General features: G+C 62.9%; 15 protein-coding genes. 5 read left to right on the forward strand and 10 right to left on the reverse strand.

All coding sequences use genetic code 11. The features are described 5' to 3' along the window. Window positions 1-18 precede the first annotated feature (18 nt). Window positions 19-249 (reverse strand): MbtH family protein, encoded by a 231-nt coding sequence (locus tag RMCB_RS11020; RefSeq protein ID WP_029370308.1) that lies wholly within the window; start codon window positions 247-249, stop codon window positions 19-21. An 835-nt stretch (window positions 250-1,084) separates the two neighbouring features. Next, window positions 1,085-1,330 carry a hypothetical protein gene (locus RMCB_RS11025; RefSeq protein WP_062828801.1) on the reverse strand — a complete coding sequence of 82 codons (246 nt, stop codon included), beginning with the start codon at window positions 1,328-1,330 and terminating at the stop codon, window positions 1,085-1,087. 382 nt (window positions 1,331-1,712) lie between these two features. On the opposite strand from RMCB_RS11025, the gene RMCB_RS11030 reads away from it, so the two are divergent. Then, window positions 1,713-2,966: a glycosyltransferase gene (locus tag RMCB_RS11030; protein WP_062828802.1), complete on the forward strand. Its 1,254-nt coding sequence runs from the start codon at window positions 1,713-1,715 to the stop codon at window positions 2,964-2,966. A gap of 242 nt (window positions 2,967-3,208) precedes the next feature. Further along, a complete protein-coding gene (locus RMCB_RS11035; protein ID WP_201028271.1) occupies window positions 3,209-4,438 on the forward strand; it encodes a class I SAM-dependent methyltransferase in 1,230 nt (409 codons plus the stop codon). Here RMCB_RS11035 and RMCB_RS11040 read toward each other — a convergent pair whose 3' ends face one another. From RMCB_RS11040 to RMCB_RS11075, 8 genes are all read right to left on the reverse strand, one after another. After that, window positions 4,439-5,242 (reverse strand): TylF/MycF/NovP-related O-methyltransferase, encoded by an 804-nt coding sequence (locus RMCB_RS11040; RefSeq protein WP_201028272.1) that lies wholly within the window; start codon window positions 5,240-5,242, stop codon window positions 4,439-4,441. A 208-nt stretch (window positions 5,243-5,450) separates the two neighbouring features. Further along, a complete protein-coding gene (locus RMCB_RS11045; protein ID WP_072278454.1) occupies window positions 5,451-6,548 on the reverse strand; it encodes an acyltransferase family protein in 1,098 nt (365 codons plus the stop codon). 339 nt (window positions 6,549-6,887) lie between these two features. Next, the gene (locus RMCB_RS11050) at window positions 6,888-8,009 is read right to left on the reverse strand and encodes an NAD-dependent epimerase/dehydratase family protein (RefSeq protein WP_062828804.1); all 1,122 of its coding nucleotides are present in this window, start codon (window positions 8,007-8,009) and stop codon (window positions 6,888-6,890) included. A gap of 91 nt (window positions 8,010-8,100) precedes the next feature. Continuing rightward, on the reverse strand, window positions 8,101-9,036 hold the full coding sequence (locus tag RMCB_RS11055; protein ID WP_036424332.1) for a class I SAM-dependent methyltransferase: 936 nt from the start codon (window positions 9,034-9,036) through the stop codon (window positions 8,101-8,103). A 130-nt stretch (window positions 9,037-9,166) separates the two neighbouring features. After that, window positions 9,167-10,435: a glycosyltransferase gene (locus RMCB_RS11060; protein ID WP_062828805.1), complete on the reverse strand. Its 1,269-nt coding sequence runs from the start codon at window positions 10,433-10,435 to the stop codon at window positions 9,167-9,169. A 135-nt stretch (window positions 10,436-10,570) separates the two neighbouring features. Then, a complete protein-coding gene (locus tag RMCB_RS11065; RefSeq protein ID WP_029370299.1) occupies window positions 10,571-11,371 on the reverse strand; it encodes a TylF/MycF family methyltransferase in 801 nt (266 codons plus the stop codon). Between the two features lie 256 nt (window positions 11,372-11,627). Next, window positions 11,628-12,362, reverse strand: coding sequence for a class I SAM-dependent methyltransferase (locus RMCB_RS11070; RefSeq protein ID WP_062828929.1), 735 nt, complete (start codon window positions 12,360-12,362; stop codon window positions 11,628-11,630). A gap of 379 nt (window positions 12,363-12,741) precedes the next feature. Next, complete coding sequence (locus RMCB_RS11075; protein WP_063979604.1) at window positions 12,742-13,530, reverse strand: GAP family protein; 789 nt, start codon at window positions 13,528-13,530, stop codon at window positions 12,742-12,744. Window positions 13,531-13,987: 457 nt separating this feature from the next. On the opposite strand from RMCB_RS11075, the gene RMCB_RS11080 reads away from it, so the two are divergent. The 3 genes from RMCB_RS11080 to RMCB_RS11090 all read left to right on the forward strand — a co-directional run bounded on the left by RMCB_RS11080 (window position 13,988) and on the right by RMCB_RS11090 (window position 16,569). Next, entirely contained in the window at window positions 13,988-14,965 is a 978-nt protein-coding gene (locus RMCB_RS11080) for a sulfotransferase family protein (protein WP_072278455.1), read from the forward strand. Between the two features lie 203 nt (window positions 14,966-15,168). Continuing rightward, window positions 15,169-16,035, forward strand: coding sequence for a glucose-1-phosphate thymidylyltransferase RfbA (rfbA, locus tag RMCB_RS11085; RefSeq protein ID WP_029370295.1), 867 nt, complete (start codon window positions 15,169-15,171; stop codon window positions 16,033-16,035). A 195-nt stretch (window positions 16,036-16,230) separates the two neighbouring features. After that, window positions 16,231-16,569, forward strand: coding sequence for a hemophore-related protein (locus tag RMCB_RS11090; RefSeq protein WP_029370294.1), 339 nt, complete (start codon window positions 16,231-16,233; stop codon window positions 16,567-16,569). Window positions 16,570-16,639: the final 70 nt, after the last annotated feature.

Here is a 16,639-nt window from a genome sequence, read left to right on the forward strand (position 1 = left end):
CTTCCCCACCCAGGCGGTTCAGCGCTCAAGAGCCCCGCCCTGCGCCAACCTCTCGCGCAGGCTCTTCGGCCGAATATCGGTCCAGTTTTGCTCGATGTAGTCAAGGCATGCAGCGCGGTCCGCCTCGCCGAATACCACCCGCCACCCAGCCGGCACGTCGGCAAACGCCGGCCACAGGCTGTGCTGCTCCTCGTCGTTGATCAAGACGAAAAAGCTACCCTTGTCGTCATCGAATGGATTGATGCTCACGTTTCTCCATGGCTGCTTAGGCGGACATCGCAAACATATCGCAAACATACGGCGGGCCGCATCGCGGCGTCTGAGGTTTCCCCGAAGTGCCGACGTACACGACGCCCGCTAACGCCGGTTATGCGGGTCAGGAGATTAGCCACAGCCCGCTGAACAGCCGATTTAGCGAGGTCAGCGGTATTCACGAGAGCGTCAGGCTATTGCGAGTTTTGCAAGATTGTGAATGCATTGTGAGCTTGGGGCCACCATAGCCCCCGCCATCCAGCAAATTTGCAATGCAATGGCAATTCTGGCAAATGAACACCCGTGAGCTTTCAGAAGATGAATACAAAGACGATGCCTGACCGGGATCTCGCCGTGGTGGGCCGCGAAGGTAGCCAGCATGGCAGCCGTGGTGCAGTTTTCCATGTTCCTGGTCCGCGCTGAGTGTGCGCTGTCATTGCGAGTATTGCTTGCTCATGCACAGAACTTCGTGCGCACGGCGGCTCAGATTCGGGACGTCCGCAGATCGCCACCGCCAGAACGGATCTAGCAACATCAGGCGGTGCGGTGATGGGATCGCGAAAACAGCGCATGCCACTGCACGTCGCCGAGAAAGTCCCAGGAAATCGCGGTTGCGCGACCACAGCACGGACGCGATGCGCTTGGCACCCCGCCACTTTCGCCGATGTGGCGCATGTCACGCATGGCAAGCACAGGGCGGTCGGCCGCGCCACCGCCCCGCGATGGGTTGCAGGCTTACGGCTGCGCGGCAGCCCGTAACGGAACGGCGTACGCGCAGGTCAACAACGGACGCCACCGCGTGAGATCCGTGACGCCGTGCGCGCGGATACAGCTACTCGTCGACCTCTTCGGCGCGAGCGTGCGACCCTTCGATGGGAGACGAGCCGGCAGGCATCACCATCAGGAACACCGGGATACGCATCGTGACACCACCGGCGATCGGCATCCGCAGCGCGAACGACACAACCTCCAGTTCGAGCCGCCGGCCACGCTGGGTCTCCATCTCGAACCGTCCGGGCAGACGCTTGGGTTCGGCAAGCCAACCCAGGCCACGTTCGATCGACTCGACCAGGTTCATGCGCCCGACTATACCTGCGCGAACAGCACAGAAAGGAGGTAAGCCGATACCCGATACCGCTGCCGCAGCACTACATCTATTGACCTCCAAGGCATCTCACACAGCGCCGCACGGAAATATCCGGCTTGTCCGCTCGGACATTCTGGTCAGCGTGAATTCGCGACGGCATGAACAATCGCACAACGGACGCGGCGACATTTCCCCGTCAATATCGCTGAGTACCATTTCTGCCTTCGCGTAAGCTGCTCTCTCAGATCGCCCACGACCACGATGTCGGCAGGGTCTCAGAACCCGAAGAGCCTTGCGGCAGTTCGAGAGCCAGCAATAATGGCCGTACCACTGCCGCCTCGACGCGCACCACAACCGAAAGGCTGGGACCCGCATGAAGTTCGTGCTGGCATGCTATGGAACTCGCGGCGACGTCGAACCCTCGGTCAGCGTCGGATGCGAATTGCAGCGCAGAGGTCACGACGTCCAATTGGCCGTACCCCCTGACCTCGTCGGCTTCGCCGAGGGCGCGGGCCTCTCGACGTCCGCGTACGGCCCTCCGCTGCAGGCCTTTCTACGCGAAGAGTTCCTGCGCAACTTCTGGTCTGAGCTGATGAGTCATCCCGCGCGTTCGCTGAAAGAGCTCTGGCAACCGATAGCGCAGTACTGGGGCGAGACGAGCGACACCCTCATGTCACTGGCCGACGGAGCCGATCTTCTGTCGACCGGCCTCAACTACGAGCAACCTGCCGCCAATGTCGCTGAGTTCTACAACATTCCGCTGGTCATGTTGCACCACTTCCCGATGCGCCCCAATGGACGGCTGGTCCCGATGCTGCCCGCGCCGGTCGTTCGCTCGGCAGGCACGTTGACCGAATGGCTGATGTGGCGCTCCACCAAGGACGTCGAGAACGCACAGCGACGAGAATTGGGTTTGCCGAAAGCGACTCGCCCGTCACCGCGCCGGATCGCCGACCAGGGCTACTTGGAGATCCAGGCCTACGACGCGGTCAGCGTGCCGGGATTGGCAGCGGAGTGGAGGAGATTCAACGGCCGACGGCCGTTTGTCGGAGCGTTGACCATGGGCTTGTCGACCGACAGCGATGATGAGGTGGCCTCGTGGATCAATGCCGGTACACCGCCGATCTGTTTTGCCACCGGCAGCATTCCCGTCGAATCACCCTCGGAGACCCTGGAAATGATCAGCGCGGCGTGCGCGGAGTTGGGCGAACGTGCGTTGGTGTGTGCCGGAGGCACCGACTTCAGCCACGTGGCCATCCCCGATCACGTGAAGGTGATCGGCGTCGCGAACTACGCGACGGTTTTCCCCGCGTGCCGCGCAGTGGTGCATCACGGCGGTTCGGGCACCACAGCGGCGAGCCTGCGCGCCGGTGTCCCGACGCTCATACTCTGGAGCTCAGCGGATCAGCCTTACTGGGGCAATCAACTCGGGCGGTTGAAAGTCGGTACGGCCCGCCGTATTTCGAAAACCACTCGCGATTCACTGACGTCGGATCTGCGGCGAATCCTGGCACCGGAGTATCGTCTCCGAGCTCGCGAACTCGCCAAACAAATGACGCCGCCGGCTGCCAGCATCGCCAAAACGGCGGACCTGTTCGAGAGCAAGGTGCGCGCGACAGCGCATTGATACCTGCTTGCAGGAGTCGTTGCTCTGCCGTCGAATCACCGTGGTTTTCCCAGCTTTTGACCGGCGCTTGTCATGGCGAATCGCTTAGCGGCAGCATGCCGCGATGTCGTCATTCGAGTCTCTGCACACCGCCGCGATATTGAAATGCCATTCACGAAACCGGTTTACGACACCGGAGAGGGTCTAGGCTCACGATGTCGACCACAATCGGCGAGCACAGCGTGCGAGACAGGGGGCCAACTTTGACCGACCACAAATGCCGGATATGCGGTGGCGAGCTGCACGAGGTTTTCGATCTCGGCCGCCAACCCGTCTCGAATGCCTTCGCCAAACCCGAAGACGCCGACAAAGTACCGTTTTTCCGCCTGGCAGTCGGCGCTTGCACGTCGTGCACCATGGTCCAACAGCTCGACACCGTGCCGCCTTACGAGATGTACCGAGCCGACTATCCGTACCGCGCATCCGGCTCGCTGCTGATCCGCAGGCACTTCGAAGACGTCGCCCGCCACATCATCGAAACGTGCCCCGGCGGCCGGGACGGCTTCGTCGTCGAGATCGGGAGCAATGACGGCGTCATGCTGAAGACCCTGAGCGCAGCCGGGATGCGGCACCTCGGGGTAGACCCGGCTGCCAGCGCGGGTGAGGTCGCCCGGTCCCATGGAGTCAACGTGCGCACCGACTTCTTCAACGCCGAGACGGCCTCCGACATCTTCGCCGAGCACGGTCATGCCAACCTGATCTTCTCGGCCAACACCTTCAGCCATATCTCCTACCTCGACTCGATATTCGAGGGCGTCGGCACTCTGCTCGCTCCTGACGGCCTGTTCGTATTCGAGGATCGCTCGCTGGCAGACATCCTGAGACACAACTACTTCGACCAGATCTACGACGAGCACATCTATCTGTTCTCGGTGAGCTCCGTGCAGGCCATGGCGGCCCATTTCGGTTTCGAGTTGGTCGATGCCGAACACCTGCCTCTTCACGGCGGTTCGATCCGTTATACCGTCGCACGCCGAGGCGCCCTCGAGCCCAGCCCCGCCGTCGAGAAATTCGTCGCGCAGGAGAAGGCCGACGGGCTTGCCGAGAAAGAAGAAGCCGCCTTCGTCCGGTTCTCCAGCGACGTCGACCGGATCAAGACCGACCTTGTCGCGCTGCTGCACGACATCCGTTCCCAAGGCCGACGCGTTGTCGGTTACGGCGCGACGTCCAGAAGCGCCACAGTGCTGAACTACTGCGGTATCGGGCCTGACCTGCTGCCGCTCGTCTGCGATTCGACGCCGGAGAAGCAGGGCCGGGTCACACCGGGGACGAAGATCCCGGTGTGCCCGCCTGATTCCTTCACCGACCCCTACCCCGACTACGCGTTGCTGTTCGCGTGGAACCATGCCGAAGAGATCATGGCCAAGGAACGGCGATTCCAGGAGAACGGCGGCCGGTGGATCCTCTACGTGCCCGAGGTTCACACCGTCTGATCAGCGGGCAGGCTTGATGAGCAGACCCTGCCCGGTGGGCAGGGTGCAGATCGGCACACCCAGTTCCACGGACAGCTCGTCCATGGCGTCCCGCTGCTCCTCGCGGCCCCGGTTCGCGTAGTCGTCCAGCAGGACGTAGGCCCCCGGCGACAGCTTGGGCCAGAAGTGCCGCAGTGCGGCGACTTCCGGTGGTGCACAGTTCATGTCGATGTGCAGGTAAGCGACCTTGTCGGTGTCGACCTCATCGAGGGTCTCGGGGACCGCTCCGACGATGATGCGGTGGTTCTTCCATTCCGCGAAGTTGGCCCGCACGCTGTCCACCGAGTCGACGTACAGACCGTCGCGCAGATGGGCCTGGCTTGTCTCAAGCGCACCTGACTCACGTTCGCCTGCGGTGACGAAGCGGGGATCGAGTCCGGTGAACGTGTCGAGCAGGTAGAACGTCTTGCCCAGCCGATCCCAGTCCAGGTACTCCATGATCGCACTACTCAAAAACCCGTAGCTGACGCCGCATTCGACGAAGTCGCCCTCGAGCCGGCTCGCGTTGGCCGCCGCCCAGAGACCGACATGTACGCGCCAATGCCACTGATACCAGTCCTGGTCCTCACCGAGCGCGCGGGCGCCACGCGCATAGGCCCGCCGGAAGGCCGGGTCATCCATGAACCCATGGGTGTTGAAGGTGATCAGCGCGTCATTGGAATAGACGTCGGGCAGGAGCTTTCGCGCGAGCCAATATTCGGCGCGCACCCAGCGCATCGTCAGGCGGGCCTTGGTCGACAATCCGGTTGCCACGGCGGCGACCATAACATAGGCGAACGACCCGATGCCGTTCAATCCGACGGGCTTGCCGCAGCACAACTTTCGGCGACACGACGGCCCGGTACCGGTCGCCGCGAAGCGGTCGGCACTGCCCGGCGAACTCGACGTCAGGCGGCAGAACAGGTTAATGCCGGCGCATCAAACCCGTATCGGCGATATGCGCCGATGTCCGCTACGGCGCATCTTGGCAAATTTATTGACTGCCAGTGACGTTCACGTCGCCGGCGCGACTCGGTTCCGGTGCACGCATCTGGGCCTTCCGCTTGAAACGGGCCTTCAACGCCATCGCGCGCTTCTCCACCACGAACCAGCTCATCGCCGCGAACGGTAGCGTCACCACCGTCGAAACCACAAAGAACAGAATCGGACTCAGGAAGATGAGGCCGAAGGTGGCGAGCAACTGCTGCACCGGGAACGCGTAGATATAGACGCCATAGGACAGGTCCGTACGCAATGTCATCCGCTTGTTGCGGATGAGTGCACCCGAGACGATGACGGCATAGGCCAATGGCAGCCCCGCAACCACGCGGTAATCGGGCAACAGCCCAGCGGCGAACACGATGACCACGCACACCGCGACGATCGACCAGCGGGCAGGGATCACGTCCCGCCAGTGATACATGAGGGCACCGGCCGCGAACATGATCCCAGTCCGCATGATCAACTGGGGAATGGTCCACACCCCGGGATAGGTCAGCGGCGGGAACAGCATCGCACCTGCCGTGGCGAGCACGAGAAATACGGGCGAGATCCATTTCTTACTGGCAAGTCCCAGCACGCCGAGCAGCGCGACGATGAGGTAGCACGCGACCTCCCAGATGAGCGACCACAAGGATGCGTTCCATCCCGCCGCCGCATCGGGGATTCCGTGCGGCGTCTCGCCGATCACGCGCTGAAGAGGAATGAGACCGATGTTCTTGACGATGTATTCGATCGGCGCGGACGACGTGAGCAGCTTGGAGACCGACCCGCCCTGGGCCGCCACCGCGATGGGGGCGATGACGAACGCCGTCACCGCCAGGCAGACATAGAAGCCGGGGAGAATGCGAAGCGCCCGAGCCACGAGATATTCGCGAATGTTCGGGTTGGTCAGCCAGCTCCGCGTGATGAGGAAACCTGAGATCGCGAAGAAGCCGTCGACCCCCACCGAGAAGAGGACTTGCAGTATCGCCTCGGGTGGCATGCGCCCCGTCACCGGGAAGGAATGCCACAGGATGACCTCGGCGGCCAAGGCCAACCGGAATGCGTTCAACGCATTGTTCCGCGGATCGAATACCTGAGCTAGCTTCATCATCCCCGCCTGTCGTCCCCACCTGACGCTGCGTCGCAATCGTATGTTGCTTCGGCAAGGACCGTTGGCGTTTGGGCCGCACCGAACGGGTCCGAATTCTAGCCTCACCGAGCGCATTTCGCGGATTCCGGGTTTCCGGCATCACTCGTTCGGATGTGAAACCGCGCTTCACACATCGCATTTGGCGACGAATATCGCAAAGCAGCTGCGCATTCCGTCCGCGATGTTCAACTGCGAATAGCGTGCGCCCGCGTCAGCCTGGCAAAAGCAGGCTGGCGCAGGGCACGCAACGAAAACGGCGGTGTCGAAACCCGTTTGGCGCGCAGCTTGACGCTGACGTCAGCGCGCGCGTTCCACCCCGACGCGATCCAGATACTCGGCGTGATCTTCTGCTCCCGCCTCGGTTTGTGTACCTATCCACTCGAGCAGCGAGCGCAGCCCATCGTCCAGCGTCCATTTCGGGCGCCATTGCAGGTCGCTCAGCGTGGGTTCGATGTCACAACTGGCTGCCCGTACGTCGCCGTCCCGGAATTTTCCGACGACCACCGGCTCCGGCGCGCCGAAGACGGCAGCGATCTTCTTCGCCAACTCATGGATGGTGATGCCGTGGCCCGATCCGATGTCCAAGCAGCGCGACTGCACGGCCGGATTGACCACGGATGTGAACAGCGCGTCGATGACATCGTCGATGTAGACGAGGTCACGGACGATGCGCCCGTCTTCGTAGACTTCTGACGCGCGCAGCTGCCTGGACAGCCGCGCGAAGAACGGCACCACTCCGGTATAGGGATTAGTCAACGACTGACCGGGCCCGTAGGCGTTCTGCAGGCGCAGAATGCTCACACCTGTGTCGTGCGCCGAAGTCCACGCGGTCAGCAGATTCTCCTGGGCGAGCTTTGTCGCGCCGTAGACGTTGGTCGGGCGCGTCTCCGTCACCCCGGCACGGCTCGGAAGCGGCACGGCGGGCTCACCCGTCGGCCCTTGGGGGTCCCAGATGCCCGCCTGCAACTGCGCGTGGCTGCGCGGGCGCGGGTAGAAGATCTCGTCGCCGGACTGCCAGGCCCCCTCGCCGTACACGGCCCGTGACGAAGCCACCACGATCTGCTCGGGTACGAGACCCGCACGACTCAGCGCATCGAGCAGCTGGGTGGTCCCCACGACGTTGACCAGTCCGTGGCGGGTTGCCTGCGACAGCGACTGCGCCGTGCCGGTTTCCGCAGCCAAATGGATGACCTGGGAAGGCCGGCACAGCCGCAGGACGGCATCCCAGTCCGGGGCGTGGGTCACATCGCCGGTGAAGAACCGCACCGACGGGTGCAGGTCGAGCGCCTTACCGTCGCCGTGTACTTGAGCGAGCAGGACATCCATGACGGCTACGTCGTAGCCGGCCTCAACGAGCCGGCGCGACAGCGCGGTACCGATGAATCCCGCTCCGCCGCTGATCAGTACGGATTTAGACATGAGCTGACGCCTTCCGTTCGTGTGCATATTCGATCATGTCGAGATGTCCTCAGTGTCAAATGAATTGGTGCTCACGACGGCGCCGGTCGGATCAGGCCGACGCGGCCCGCATCACGAAGCCTGCCTGGTCGCCGCGGCCCTGCCGATTGAGCGAGACCGAGCGTCGTTCCCAACCCAACATCTGCCGCACCCCGAAGTTGCGGAAAATGGCGCCCAGCCCGTTCAACTCGGGCAGGGCGATGCCCCGGCGGTATGCCTCACTGCCGAAGAACTGCGACGAGTTGGAGTCGTCGATGGTCTTCTCCACCCGCAGGCCGACGTTTTTCGCGGCGAGTTCCATGCCCCGCCGGGACGGGATGACGGTGTGCCGCGGAGCGTCGATCAGGCACCAGTGTTTCCCGTAGGTGGCCCACGCCTCCGACGACGTCGTTGGCAGCCGCGCCAGGCACACGCCGCCGGGGGCCAGCCTTTCGGTGGCCGCCTTCAGGGTCTCGACCGGATCGGGAACGTGCTCCAGCGAGTGGTTGAACATGATGAGATCGAATTCGCCGGGCACTTCGTTCATGAAGCGCTTCAGCAGCGGGATGCCCAGCGGCGTCACACCGTCCTCTTCGATGAACGGGTCAGCGCCGGTGAGCTCGGTGAAGCCTGCCCGCGCCAACCGGTCGAGCAGCGTACCGCCGCCGCAGCCGACGTCAAGGATTCGCGCGTCACGCGGCAGATTCAGATCGCCGAGCATCTTGATGACGTCTCCGCTGGCATCGCGCGTGCCGATCAGCGACCGGACCCCCGGCGGCAGCGCCGCGACGAGGGCACCCACGAACTGCCGCCTGTCGTTCAATTCGTAGCGGTCACGCTGCGTCGTCATCCATTGGAAGAGCCCGGGCTGCTCGGCCACGGTGTACGAGTAGTACTTGCGCGGATAGTGCCGCGCGAGTTCCTCGCCCTCGAGCACATCCACGATCTGCAGGGTTTCGCAGTCCTTGCAGATGTAGTAGTCGAACAACTCCCGAGTTCCGTAGTACATCTCGCGTACCGTGATCGTCCGGTGAGGACCGGCCGAACCGCACACCCTGCACGCTTTGGTGACCTCGCTCAAAATTCCCCTCCTGGTTAAAGTCTCGATCGCCGGCGACGCGGCACAGTGCCTGCGCTGCCTAGGCGGTGCTTCTCAAGCGCGCAAAGTCCTCTACGAGATCGGCTGCGCGGTAGTTACTTTCAGACGGGGTGCTCATTCGCGACGCGATCTCGCGCGCCCGCACGGCGTAGTCCGGAGCCAGGATCCGGCGCAGGTCGGCGACCAGCGATTCTTGCGTGGTGGCCGAAAATCGCCTTGTGGTACCGATTTTCAGCCGCTTGAGCTGCGCGCCCCACAGTGTCTGATTGGCGTCCATCGAAAGGATCAGGGTGGGGACTCCGGCCCGCATGCTGGCCGCCGTCGTGCCCGAGCCGCCGTGGTGAACCACTGCGCGGCAGGCGGGGAAGATCGCCGCGTAGTTGACCGCACCCACCACCTTGACGTGATCGAACTGGGGCACGTCGCTGAAGTCGCTGTATCCCGCGCATACCAACGCGCGTTGACCCAACTGCGCGCTGGCCGCACTGATCATCCTGATCGTGTCGGCCGGGGATTCCACCGGCATGCTGCCGAATCCGAAACAGATCGGCGGGGTTCCCGCGGCGATCCAGTCCGTGACCTCTTGATCGACGCTGGTTGCCAACTCCATCGTGAGCGTTCCGACAAACGGCCGTTGGCCGTTCCATTTCGTCCATTCATCGGCGAGTCCGGGAAAGCAGACGTCGTCGTATGCCTGGACTTCCAGCGCTCCACGGTCGGCGACGCGCCGCGACGTCGGGCCGGTGGCTTTCGGCAATCCGAGTTCGCGCCGTTGGGTGTCCTCGACCTTCTTGTTGAGCAACCACGTCAGCCAGTCGAACGCCGTCATCGCGGCCCGCCCCAACGGCGCGGGCAGGATGGTCACGAGCCTGCCGTTGGCCCGGATGGGCACGTGATGCAACGTGACAAGTGGAATCCCGTAGTACTCAGCGACGTTGGCCGCCGGTTCCTGGTAAGCCTGCCCGGCGATCAACACGTCGGCGCCGTCGGCGAGCGAGGTCAGCGTCGCGTTGATCTGGGCCCAGCACTGGTCGCTCAGCGTCCACATCTCACGCCAGAGTTCCCTGAGCTCCCGGATCTTCCAGAACCCATGGAAGAACGACGTCCAGAAGTTGCGGTAGACGTCGAGCCAGGTGCGCGTGTCGAGCCCGAAGGCCACCGCCGGAAGCCCCGCCGCCTCGACGAATCCGACCGAATCCGGCGCGACCGCGATGCTCACTTCGTGCCCTCTGCGCACCAGTTCGCGGGCAACGACGATGGACGGCTCGATATCGCCCCGCGTTCCGTAGCTCGCCAACACAAATTTCATCGCAGTTCGAAGCCTTTCAGTGTTTCCCGTGACGGCCGGTCGCCCGACGCTGAGCGCGCTACCCCGCGGTCACGTCCGCGGGCGACAGACCGTGACCGGGTAGGCGGCGTAACGCCGTAATTGGTGGCCTGTCCGTCACTCCTTACGCCAGAGCACGCCGGTACCGTCGATTTCGACGATCTCCGCAGTGATCCCGTGCTTCGTGCGGTAATCCGTGACGGCCTTCTTACATCCATCGATCGCGTGGTAGTCGTCGATGATGCAAAAGCCACCCGGCGACAGTCGCGAGTAGAGGCCGTCGAGCGCCTGGATCGTGGATTCGTACAGGTCGCCGTCGAGTCGGAGCACCGCGATCTGCTCGATCGGGGCGTCGGTCAACGTGTCCTTGAACCAGCCGGGAAGGAAGCGGACCCTCTCGTCGAGCAGACCGTAGCGCTCGAAATTGGCGCGCACCTCCTTCTCGGGCACCGCGAGGATGGGAGCGGCGAGGTGCAGCTTGTCGCCTTTATCGGCTTTGTAGTTGTCGGCGTCCGGCGCCGGCACTCCGGCGAACGAATCCGCCAGCCAGACCTGCCGCGTCTGGTCTCCGTATGCGGCCAGAACAGCGCGCATCAGGATGGAAGCGCCGCCTCGCCATACCCCGCACTCGACGAGATCGCCGGGAATGTCCTCGGCGAGCACCGTCTCGACGCAGTTCTGCAAACTCGTCAGCCGCTGCATACCGATCATGGTCAGCGCATCGGCCGGCCAATCCAGCCCCAGGTCGCGTTTGCGGGCATCGAACGGCCGCTTGCGCACCAGCATGAGGTCGCCAAACTTGAAGATAGGACGGTGCAGGCGAGCCCATCCCACAGGCACCAACTCGTCGACCCCGTACCTGGTGAGATCCTGCCGAAGCAGGTCCAGATAGGCGGATCGAGTGCCACGGTCGGTCACGGTCAAAAAAGTGCCCCTTATCTCCTCAATCGGTACTCCGGTGATAAGACTAGCGCCCTGAACAGGGCGCTAAAACTTTTCTGAATCGACGGCAGGCCTTGCGGCCGAGAGACTTTCGGCGCGAGCACCTGAACTTCACGTCGAGTTGCAAAACAGGCTAATGCGTTTGGCCCGACGCGTTTGTCAACGATATGGGGCTATCACGGATCGGTGCGAGCATGGCAAACAAAGACAAGAAACTGTCAGAGTTGCAAATTCATCGGAAAGCCGCGCGGGACAAGTGCTTCGGTTCGGCAGCTCGATGGACCACCACGACCGAGTCAAACACCTCGATCCGGTCGATGATGGTTGCCGCCAGCGGCACCTCCACCTCCCTGACGCGTTTCGGGTGGCCCTCCATGAACTCGAACACAGACGACATCTTCATGTACGGCGCGTGCATCGCATCCATCAACCATCGGGCGAAATCGATGAACGATTCCGAGCGATCGCGATAGCCCGTCCAATAGTTGGCGCACACGTCCTCGACCGCGTACACCCCACCGGGCGCCAATCGCGGGAACAGGTACTGGAACGAACCGATCATCTGACTGGGCTGATGCCCGCCGTCGTCGAGAATCGTGTCGAACGGGCCGAACTCGTCGAGCACCCGGCCCAGGAATCCGGTGTCGGTTTGATCCCCGATGCGCACATGAATGTCGTCCTGCGGAGCGTCGTACTGCGCAGACTTCGGGTTGAAGTCGAGCCCGACGATCGTGGCCTTGGGCAGGTACTCCCGCCACATGCGCAAGGACCCGCCTCGGTCGACGCCGATTTCGAGCATGCGCTCGGTCCTGGCCAGAACAGACTCGTAGATCGGCAGATAGTGGCGCAGCTTGTGCACGTTTTCGGTCTCGCTGAAGATCCGTCCGATCGCGGTCTCCTCAGGAGGGCTGTCGTCCGCACCCATCACCACGGGCCGCGCGAGATCGGGCCCCAACGCTTCGAGCATCCGCCTGCGGCCCTTGTACGGATACCGGCGAAATATGAACGGCGGTTTCGGCAGCAATGTCAATCGGAACATGGCCATAGTCACGTGATCCTATGGACAGCCGGCATGGCTGCGGCTCGTATGACGAGAATCGTTGCAAATCACAGAGATAGCCTATCGGCACAGCAGCACCACAAGTCCGCAGCGAGTACTCAACGCGGCCAGGACCGGCACTAGCAAACGCGGCACGCGCGCAGAGCGAGGGCTTCGACTCCGTCACCTTCCCCTACGACGAATCAAAGCAAAGCCGCGCAAGTCAGCCGGCATCGGCGGGTCGACTGATCAGATCCGTTATGTCTCCGAGTGATTCAGCATGAGCGGCGCCATGCGTTGCGGACCGTCAGAGCAGACCCATGCCTCTCAGCACCGCCGATACGCCGATCACCGTGAAGATGACGGCCAGGATCTGCTGCCGGTGAGCCAGTGCCCATCCGCGCAGCCGCCGCAGAACCGCCTCGGTTCTCGCCGGTGCCAGCAGGTGGCTGACGAGCACTATTTCCACGACACCCAATACTCCCACGATGTAGGCAGCGGCGGTGGTGAGCTGGGCCCCGATCGCGGCACCCGACGTCAGGATGGTGGCGAGTACGAGCAGGACGATCTCGGGCGCCGGGCCCATCGCCAGCCCGATCACAAACGCCACCCACAGCGATCCGTTCTCCCAGGCGTTGCGGGCGCGGGTGACCAGGCGCCGGGCCGCGGACCCGAGCCGCGACGGGACGTCCGCACCGTCGCTGCCTGATCCCGCATTTCCGGTGGAAGAGCCAGGGTTGAGCGCCAGGATCAGCTTGCTCGTCCCCGGAATCTGCGCGTTCGCACCCTGGCGGGACCGCGCCACCAACAGCGCGGCAATCGTCAGCGCGAACGCACCGAAGCCGATCTGAAAGTGACCGACGCTGGAATTGGTTGCGGGCGTGGATAAGTCAGCCGTGAACTCATCCAGGCCCGGAGTGAAGTGCATAACGATCAACGGCGCGAGAATCGAAAGGACGCTCGCCACCAGACAACCCGACCAGAAGACCAGCAGGTTCTGCGCCGGCCGCTGCCGCGAGATGAGCAACAGGGTCACACCCAGACGCACCGGGTTGAGCGCGCCCATGAGCGCCAGTCCCAGCACTGAGCTCCACACCGACGCCACGCTACCGTGTCGCCGTAGTCCGCTGGTCTTTTATCGAATCCCCCGCCTTGAGGGCTGGCTACCGGACTCGAGGGCAATGGCGCGCGAATTCGCATATTCGCCTCGTTCCGGTCAGCGAAGCCCCCGGCCAGCGGAGCTCTATTTCGAAATCCGCTGTGAGCGAGGATCGCTCGCGTGTGTAAACAACGCATATCCGATCGCGATTTTTCGGTGATGCCACACCGTTGGCCACGCCCGTCACTTATTCTGGCCGGGCCGGCAACCCGGCACAGTACCGCCGCACCACGACAAATTCAGTGCCGATATCTCTGCGACCATCCCGGAGAGGCCATGTTTGGTGAAGTCAGGGCATCTCCGAGATCGATGAATTACCGCGATTTTCCGTCGGCACTCGTACAGCTGGCAAATCGATGAGATGGAAACACGCCTCAAACAAAGGAATATGTTCATGACAGTGCCCTCCCAGCAGAACCGGAGTTCGACCCGACCAATGATTCTGTTCGTCTTGGGGATGGGAAGGTCTGGAACCTCGGCACTCACCCGCGTTCTCTCACTGTGCGGTGCCGCGCTTCCGACGGGCATGATGGGCGCCGACACGGGCAACCCACGTGGCTATTGGGAGCCCCGCGCAGCGCTGCTCCTCAACAGAGCGATCCTCGACCGCCACGGCAGCGCGTGGTGGGATCCGTCGTTTCGACTGCTCGAAGAGGGCACTTTCACCCCCGAGGAGCGGGCTCAATGCATCGCGGAGATCGGTGAGTTCCTCGACAAGCTGCCGCCCGCGCCCCTTGTGGTGATCAAAGAGCTCACTATCGGTGTGCTCCACAGCATGTGGTTCGAGGCGGCACGACAGGCCGGCTACGACATTTCCGCGGTGATCTCCGTACGTCACCCGGAGGAAGTCGTCGCCTCACTCGGTGCTGCCGTCAAGGCCACCCCCGAGCTAACAAGCGCATTGTGGCTGAAAGGTAACCTGCTGGCTGAGCGCTACACGCGAGACATCCCACGCGCGTTCATCGAATACTCCAACCTGCTCGACGACTGGCGACGCGAGATCAACCGGATCTCCAGTGCGCTCGGCGTCGATCTCACGCCTGCCGACGAGGCCCCGATCGATGCGTTCCTGGCCCAGGGGCTTCACCGGCAGCGGCACAGCGCTGACGTGGTGGACCGCTTCGGTACCGACTGGGTGTCAGAAGTGTACGAAGCGATGCGGGCGGCCGCCGCGGACGGCGACCTCGACCTCGCGACGCTCGACAGGGTTTTCGAGGCATATCAGGCGACCGAACGCGATTTCCGCAAAGCGTTCGACTGTTCCCGCGGGTACCAGGACGGAGTGCTCAACAAGCTCGTCCGTCCCTCCATCGCCAAACCGATCCTCGAACTGCGCGCGATCGCTCACCGGCGTAAGGGGACCTGGGTCTGAAACGGGTCTGAAGACCGCTGTTCGACCTGTCGGCCTTAACAATTCACGGTGCGGCCGCGCCGAGTGCGCGTGGCCCACGGCCGTCGGCCGAGCCAGGCCGCGGGATGCGGCACCCTGTCGCCGCATTCCGCGGATCTTGCCACGATATGGTGGAATTTGTATTCGCCCGGCTCGACGATGCTTTATCGGATAAGGGAATAGACATGCACGGCATCATTCTCGCCGGTGGCTCTGGCACCCGGCTACACCCGATCACGATGGGTGTCAGCAAGCAGCTGCTACCGGTGTACGACAAGCCGCTCATCTACTACCCGCTTTCCACGTTGATCATGGCCGGCATTCGCGACATCCTGGTGATCACCACGCCGGCTGACGCCCCCGCTTTCGAGCGACTCCTCGGTGACGGATCCGCATTCGGTGTCAATTTGCGCTACGCCGTGCAAGAGGAGCCCGAGGGCCTTGCGCAGGCATTTGTGATCGGCGCAGACCATATCGGCAACAACACGGTCGCGCTTGCCCTGGGTGACAACATCTTCTATGGCCCCGGCTTGGGCACGAGCCTGAAGCGTTTTGAAAATGTCCGTGGTGGCGCGGTTTTCGCGTACTGGGTGGCCAATCCGTCCGCGTACGGCGTGGTCGAGTTCGGCGCCGACGGCACGGCCCTGTCGCTCGAAGAGAAACCCGCGACACCGAAGTCCCACTACGCGATTCCGGGTCTGTACTTCTACGACAACAATGTCATCGAAATCGCCCGGTCGCTGCGGAAATCTGCCCGCGGCGAGTACGAGATCACCGAAGTGAACCAGACCTACCTCAACCGGGGTCAGCTGTCCGTCGAGGTGCTGCCGCGCGGCACCGCCTGGCTCGATACCGGAACGTTCGATTCGCTCTTGGATGCCAGCGATTTCGTGCGGACCATCGAGCTCCGCCAAGGCTTGAAAGTCAGCGTTCCCGAAGAGATCGCCTGGCGGGCGGGCTTTATCGACGACGATCAGCTCGCGGCGCGCGCCAACGAGCTGCTCAAATCGGGATACGGCAGTTACCTGCTCGAATTGTTGGAGCGAAACTAGCCGACACTCACTGTAACCGGATACCGTGGTAACGCGCCGGAAACTCTGAGAGATAAACAGATACGGGTGTTACACCCGGCGCAAGAGTTTGCGGCTGATGAGTTGGTGTTGGCTCAGCCGATCGGCTGGCCCGGTTTCAGGTCTTGGCTGCATGGCTACAGTTGAAGTTGTCAGTTACGAGGAGGGGACTGAACAATGAAGAAATTATCGCTGAATACGCTCGCCGTCACGGTGGGTGGTCTGGCGTTGTCGTTGTCGGCCGGTGCAGGGCTAGCGTCCGCGCAACCCGATATCGGGCCCATGGTCGATTCGCCGTGCACGTACGAGCAGGCGATGGCGGCGGTGCACGCGGAGAATCCGATGGCCGCGCAGTACCTTGACCAATCTCCGCCCAACCAGCAGTTCCTGCGGGTGTTCCTCAGCTCGCCGCGGGACCAGCGCGTCAATCTGCTGAATCAGATCAAGAACAACCAGGGAGCGGCGCAGGCCCTTCCGGTCTTCACGCAAATGCTGACCAGCTGTGTGAAGTACTGAGCTCAGTAGCGAGATACGGGTGCGGTGCACGACATGTGCACCGCACCCGTATCTGCTTTCTTGGCTCTTG

Origin of the sequence: Mycolicibacterium brisbanense (assembly GCF_001570425.1) — a bacterium.
Taxonomy (GTDB): domain Bacteria; phylum Actinomycetota; class Actinomycetes; order Mycobacteriales; family Mycobacteriaceae; genus Mycobacterium; species Mycobacterium brisbanense.

Excerpts from the sequence above, each read along its gene's own strand:
- rfbA (WP_029370295.1), top strand. The coding sequence starts at position 15,169 with ATGCACGGCATCATTCTCGCCGGTGGCTCTGGCACCCGGCTACACCCG.
- RMCB_RS11070 (WP_062828929.1), bottom strand. The coding sequence starts at position 12,362 with ATGCTCGAAGCGTTGGGGCCCGATCTCGCGCGGCCCGTGGTGATGGGT.
- RMCB_RS11060 (WP_062828805.1), bottom strand. The coding sequence starts at position 10,435 with ATGAAATTTGTGTTGGCGAGCTACGGAACGCGGGGCGATATCGAGCCG.
- RMCB_RS11050 (WP_062828804.1), bottom strand. The coding sequence starts at position 8,009 with ATGTCTAAATCCGTACTGATCAGCGGCGGAGCGGGATTCATCGGTACC.
- RMCB_RS11040 (WP_201028272.1), bottom strand. The coding sequence starts at position 5,242 with ATGGTCGCCGCCGTGGCAACCGGATTGTCGACCAAGGCCCGCCTGACG.
- RMCB_RS11090 (WP_029370294.1), top strand. The coding sequence starts at position 16,231 with ATGAAGAAATTATCGCTGAATACGCTCGCCGTCACGGTGGGTGGTCTG.
- RMCB_RS11045 (WP_072278454.1), bottom strand. The coding sequence starts at position 6,548 with ATGAAGCTAGCTCAGGTATTCGATCCGCGGAACAATGCGTTGAACGCA.
- RMCB_RS11080 (WP_072278455.1), top strand. The coding sequence starts at position 13,988 with ATGACAGTGCCCTCCCAGCAGAACCGGAGTTCGACCCGACCAATGATT.
- RMCB_RS11030 (WP_062828802.1), top strand. The coding sequence starts at position 1,713 with ATGAAGTTCGTGCTGGCATGCTATGGAACTCGCGGCGACGTCGAACCC.
- RMCB_RS11025 (WP_062828801.1), bottom strand. The coding sequence starts at position 1,330 with ATGAACCTGGTCGAGTCGATCGAACGTGGCCTGGGTTGGCTTGCCGAA.
- RMCB_RS11055 (WP_036424332.1), bottom strand. The coding sequence starts at position 9,036 with ATGTACTACGGAACTCGGGAGTTGTTCGACTACTACATCTGCAAGGAC.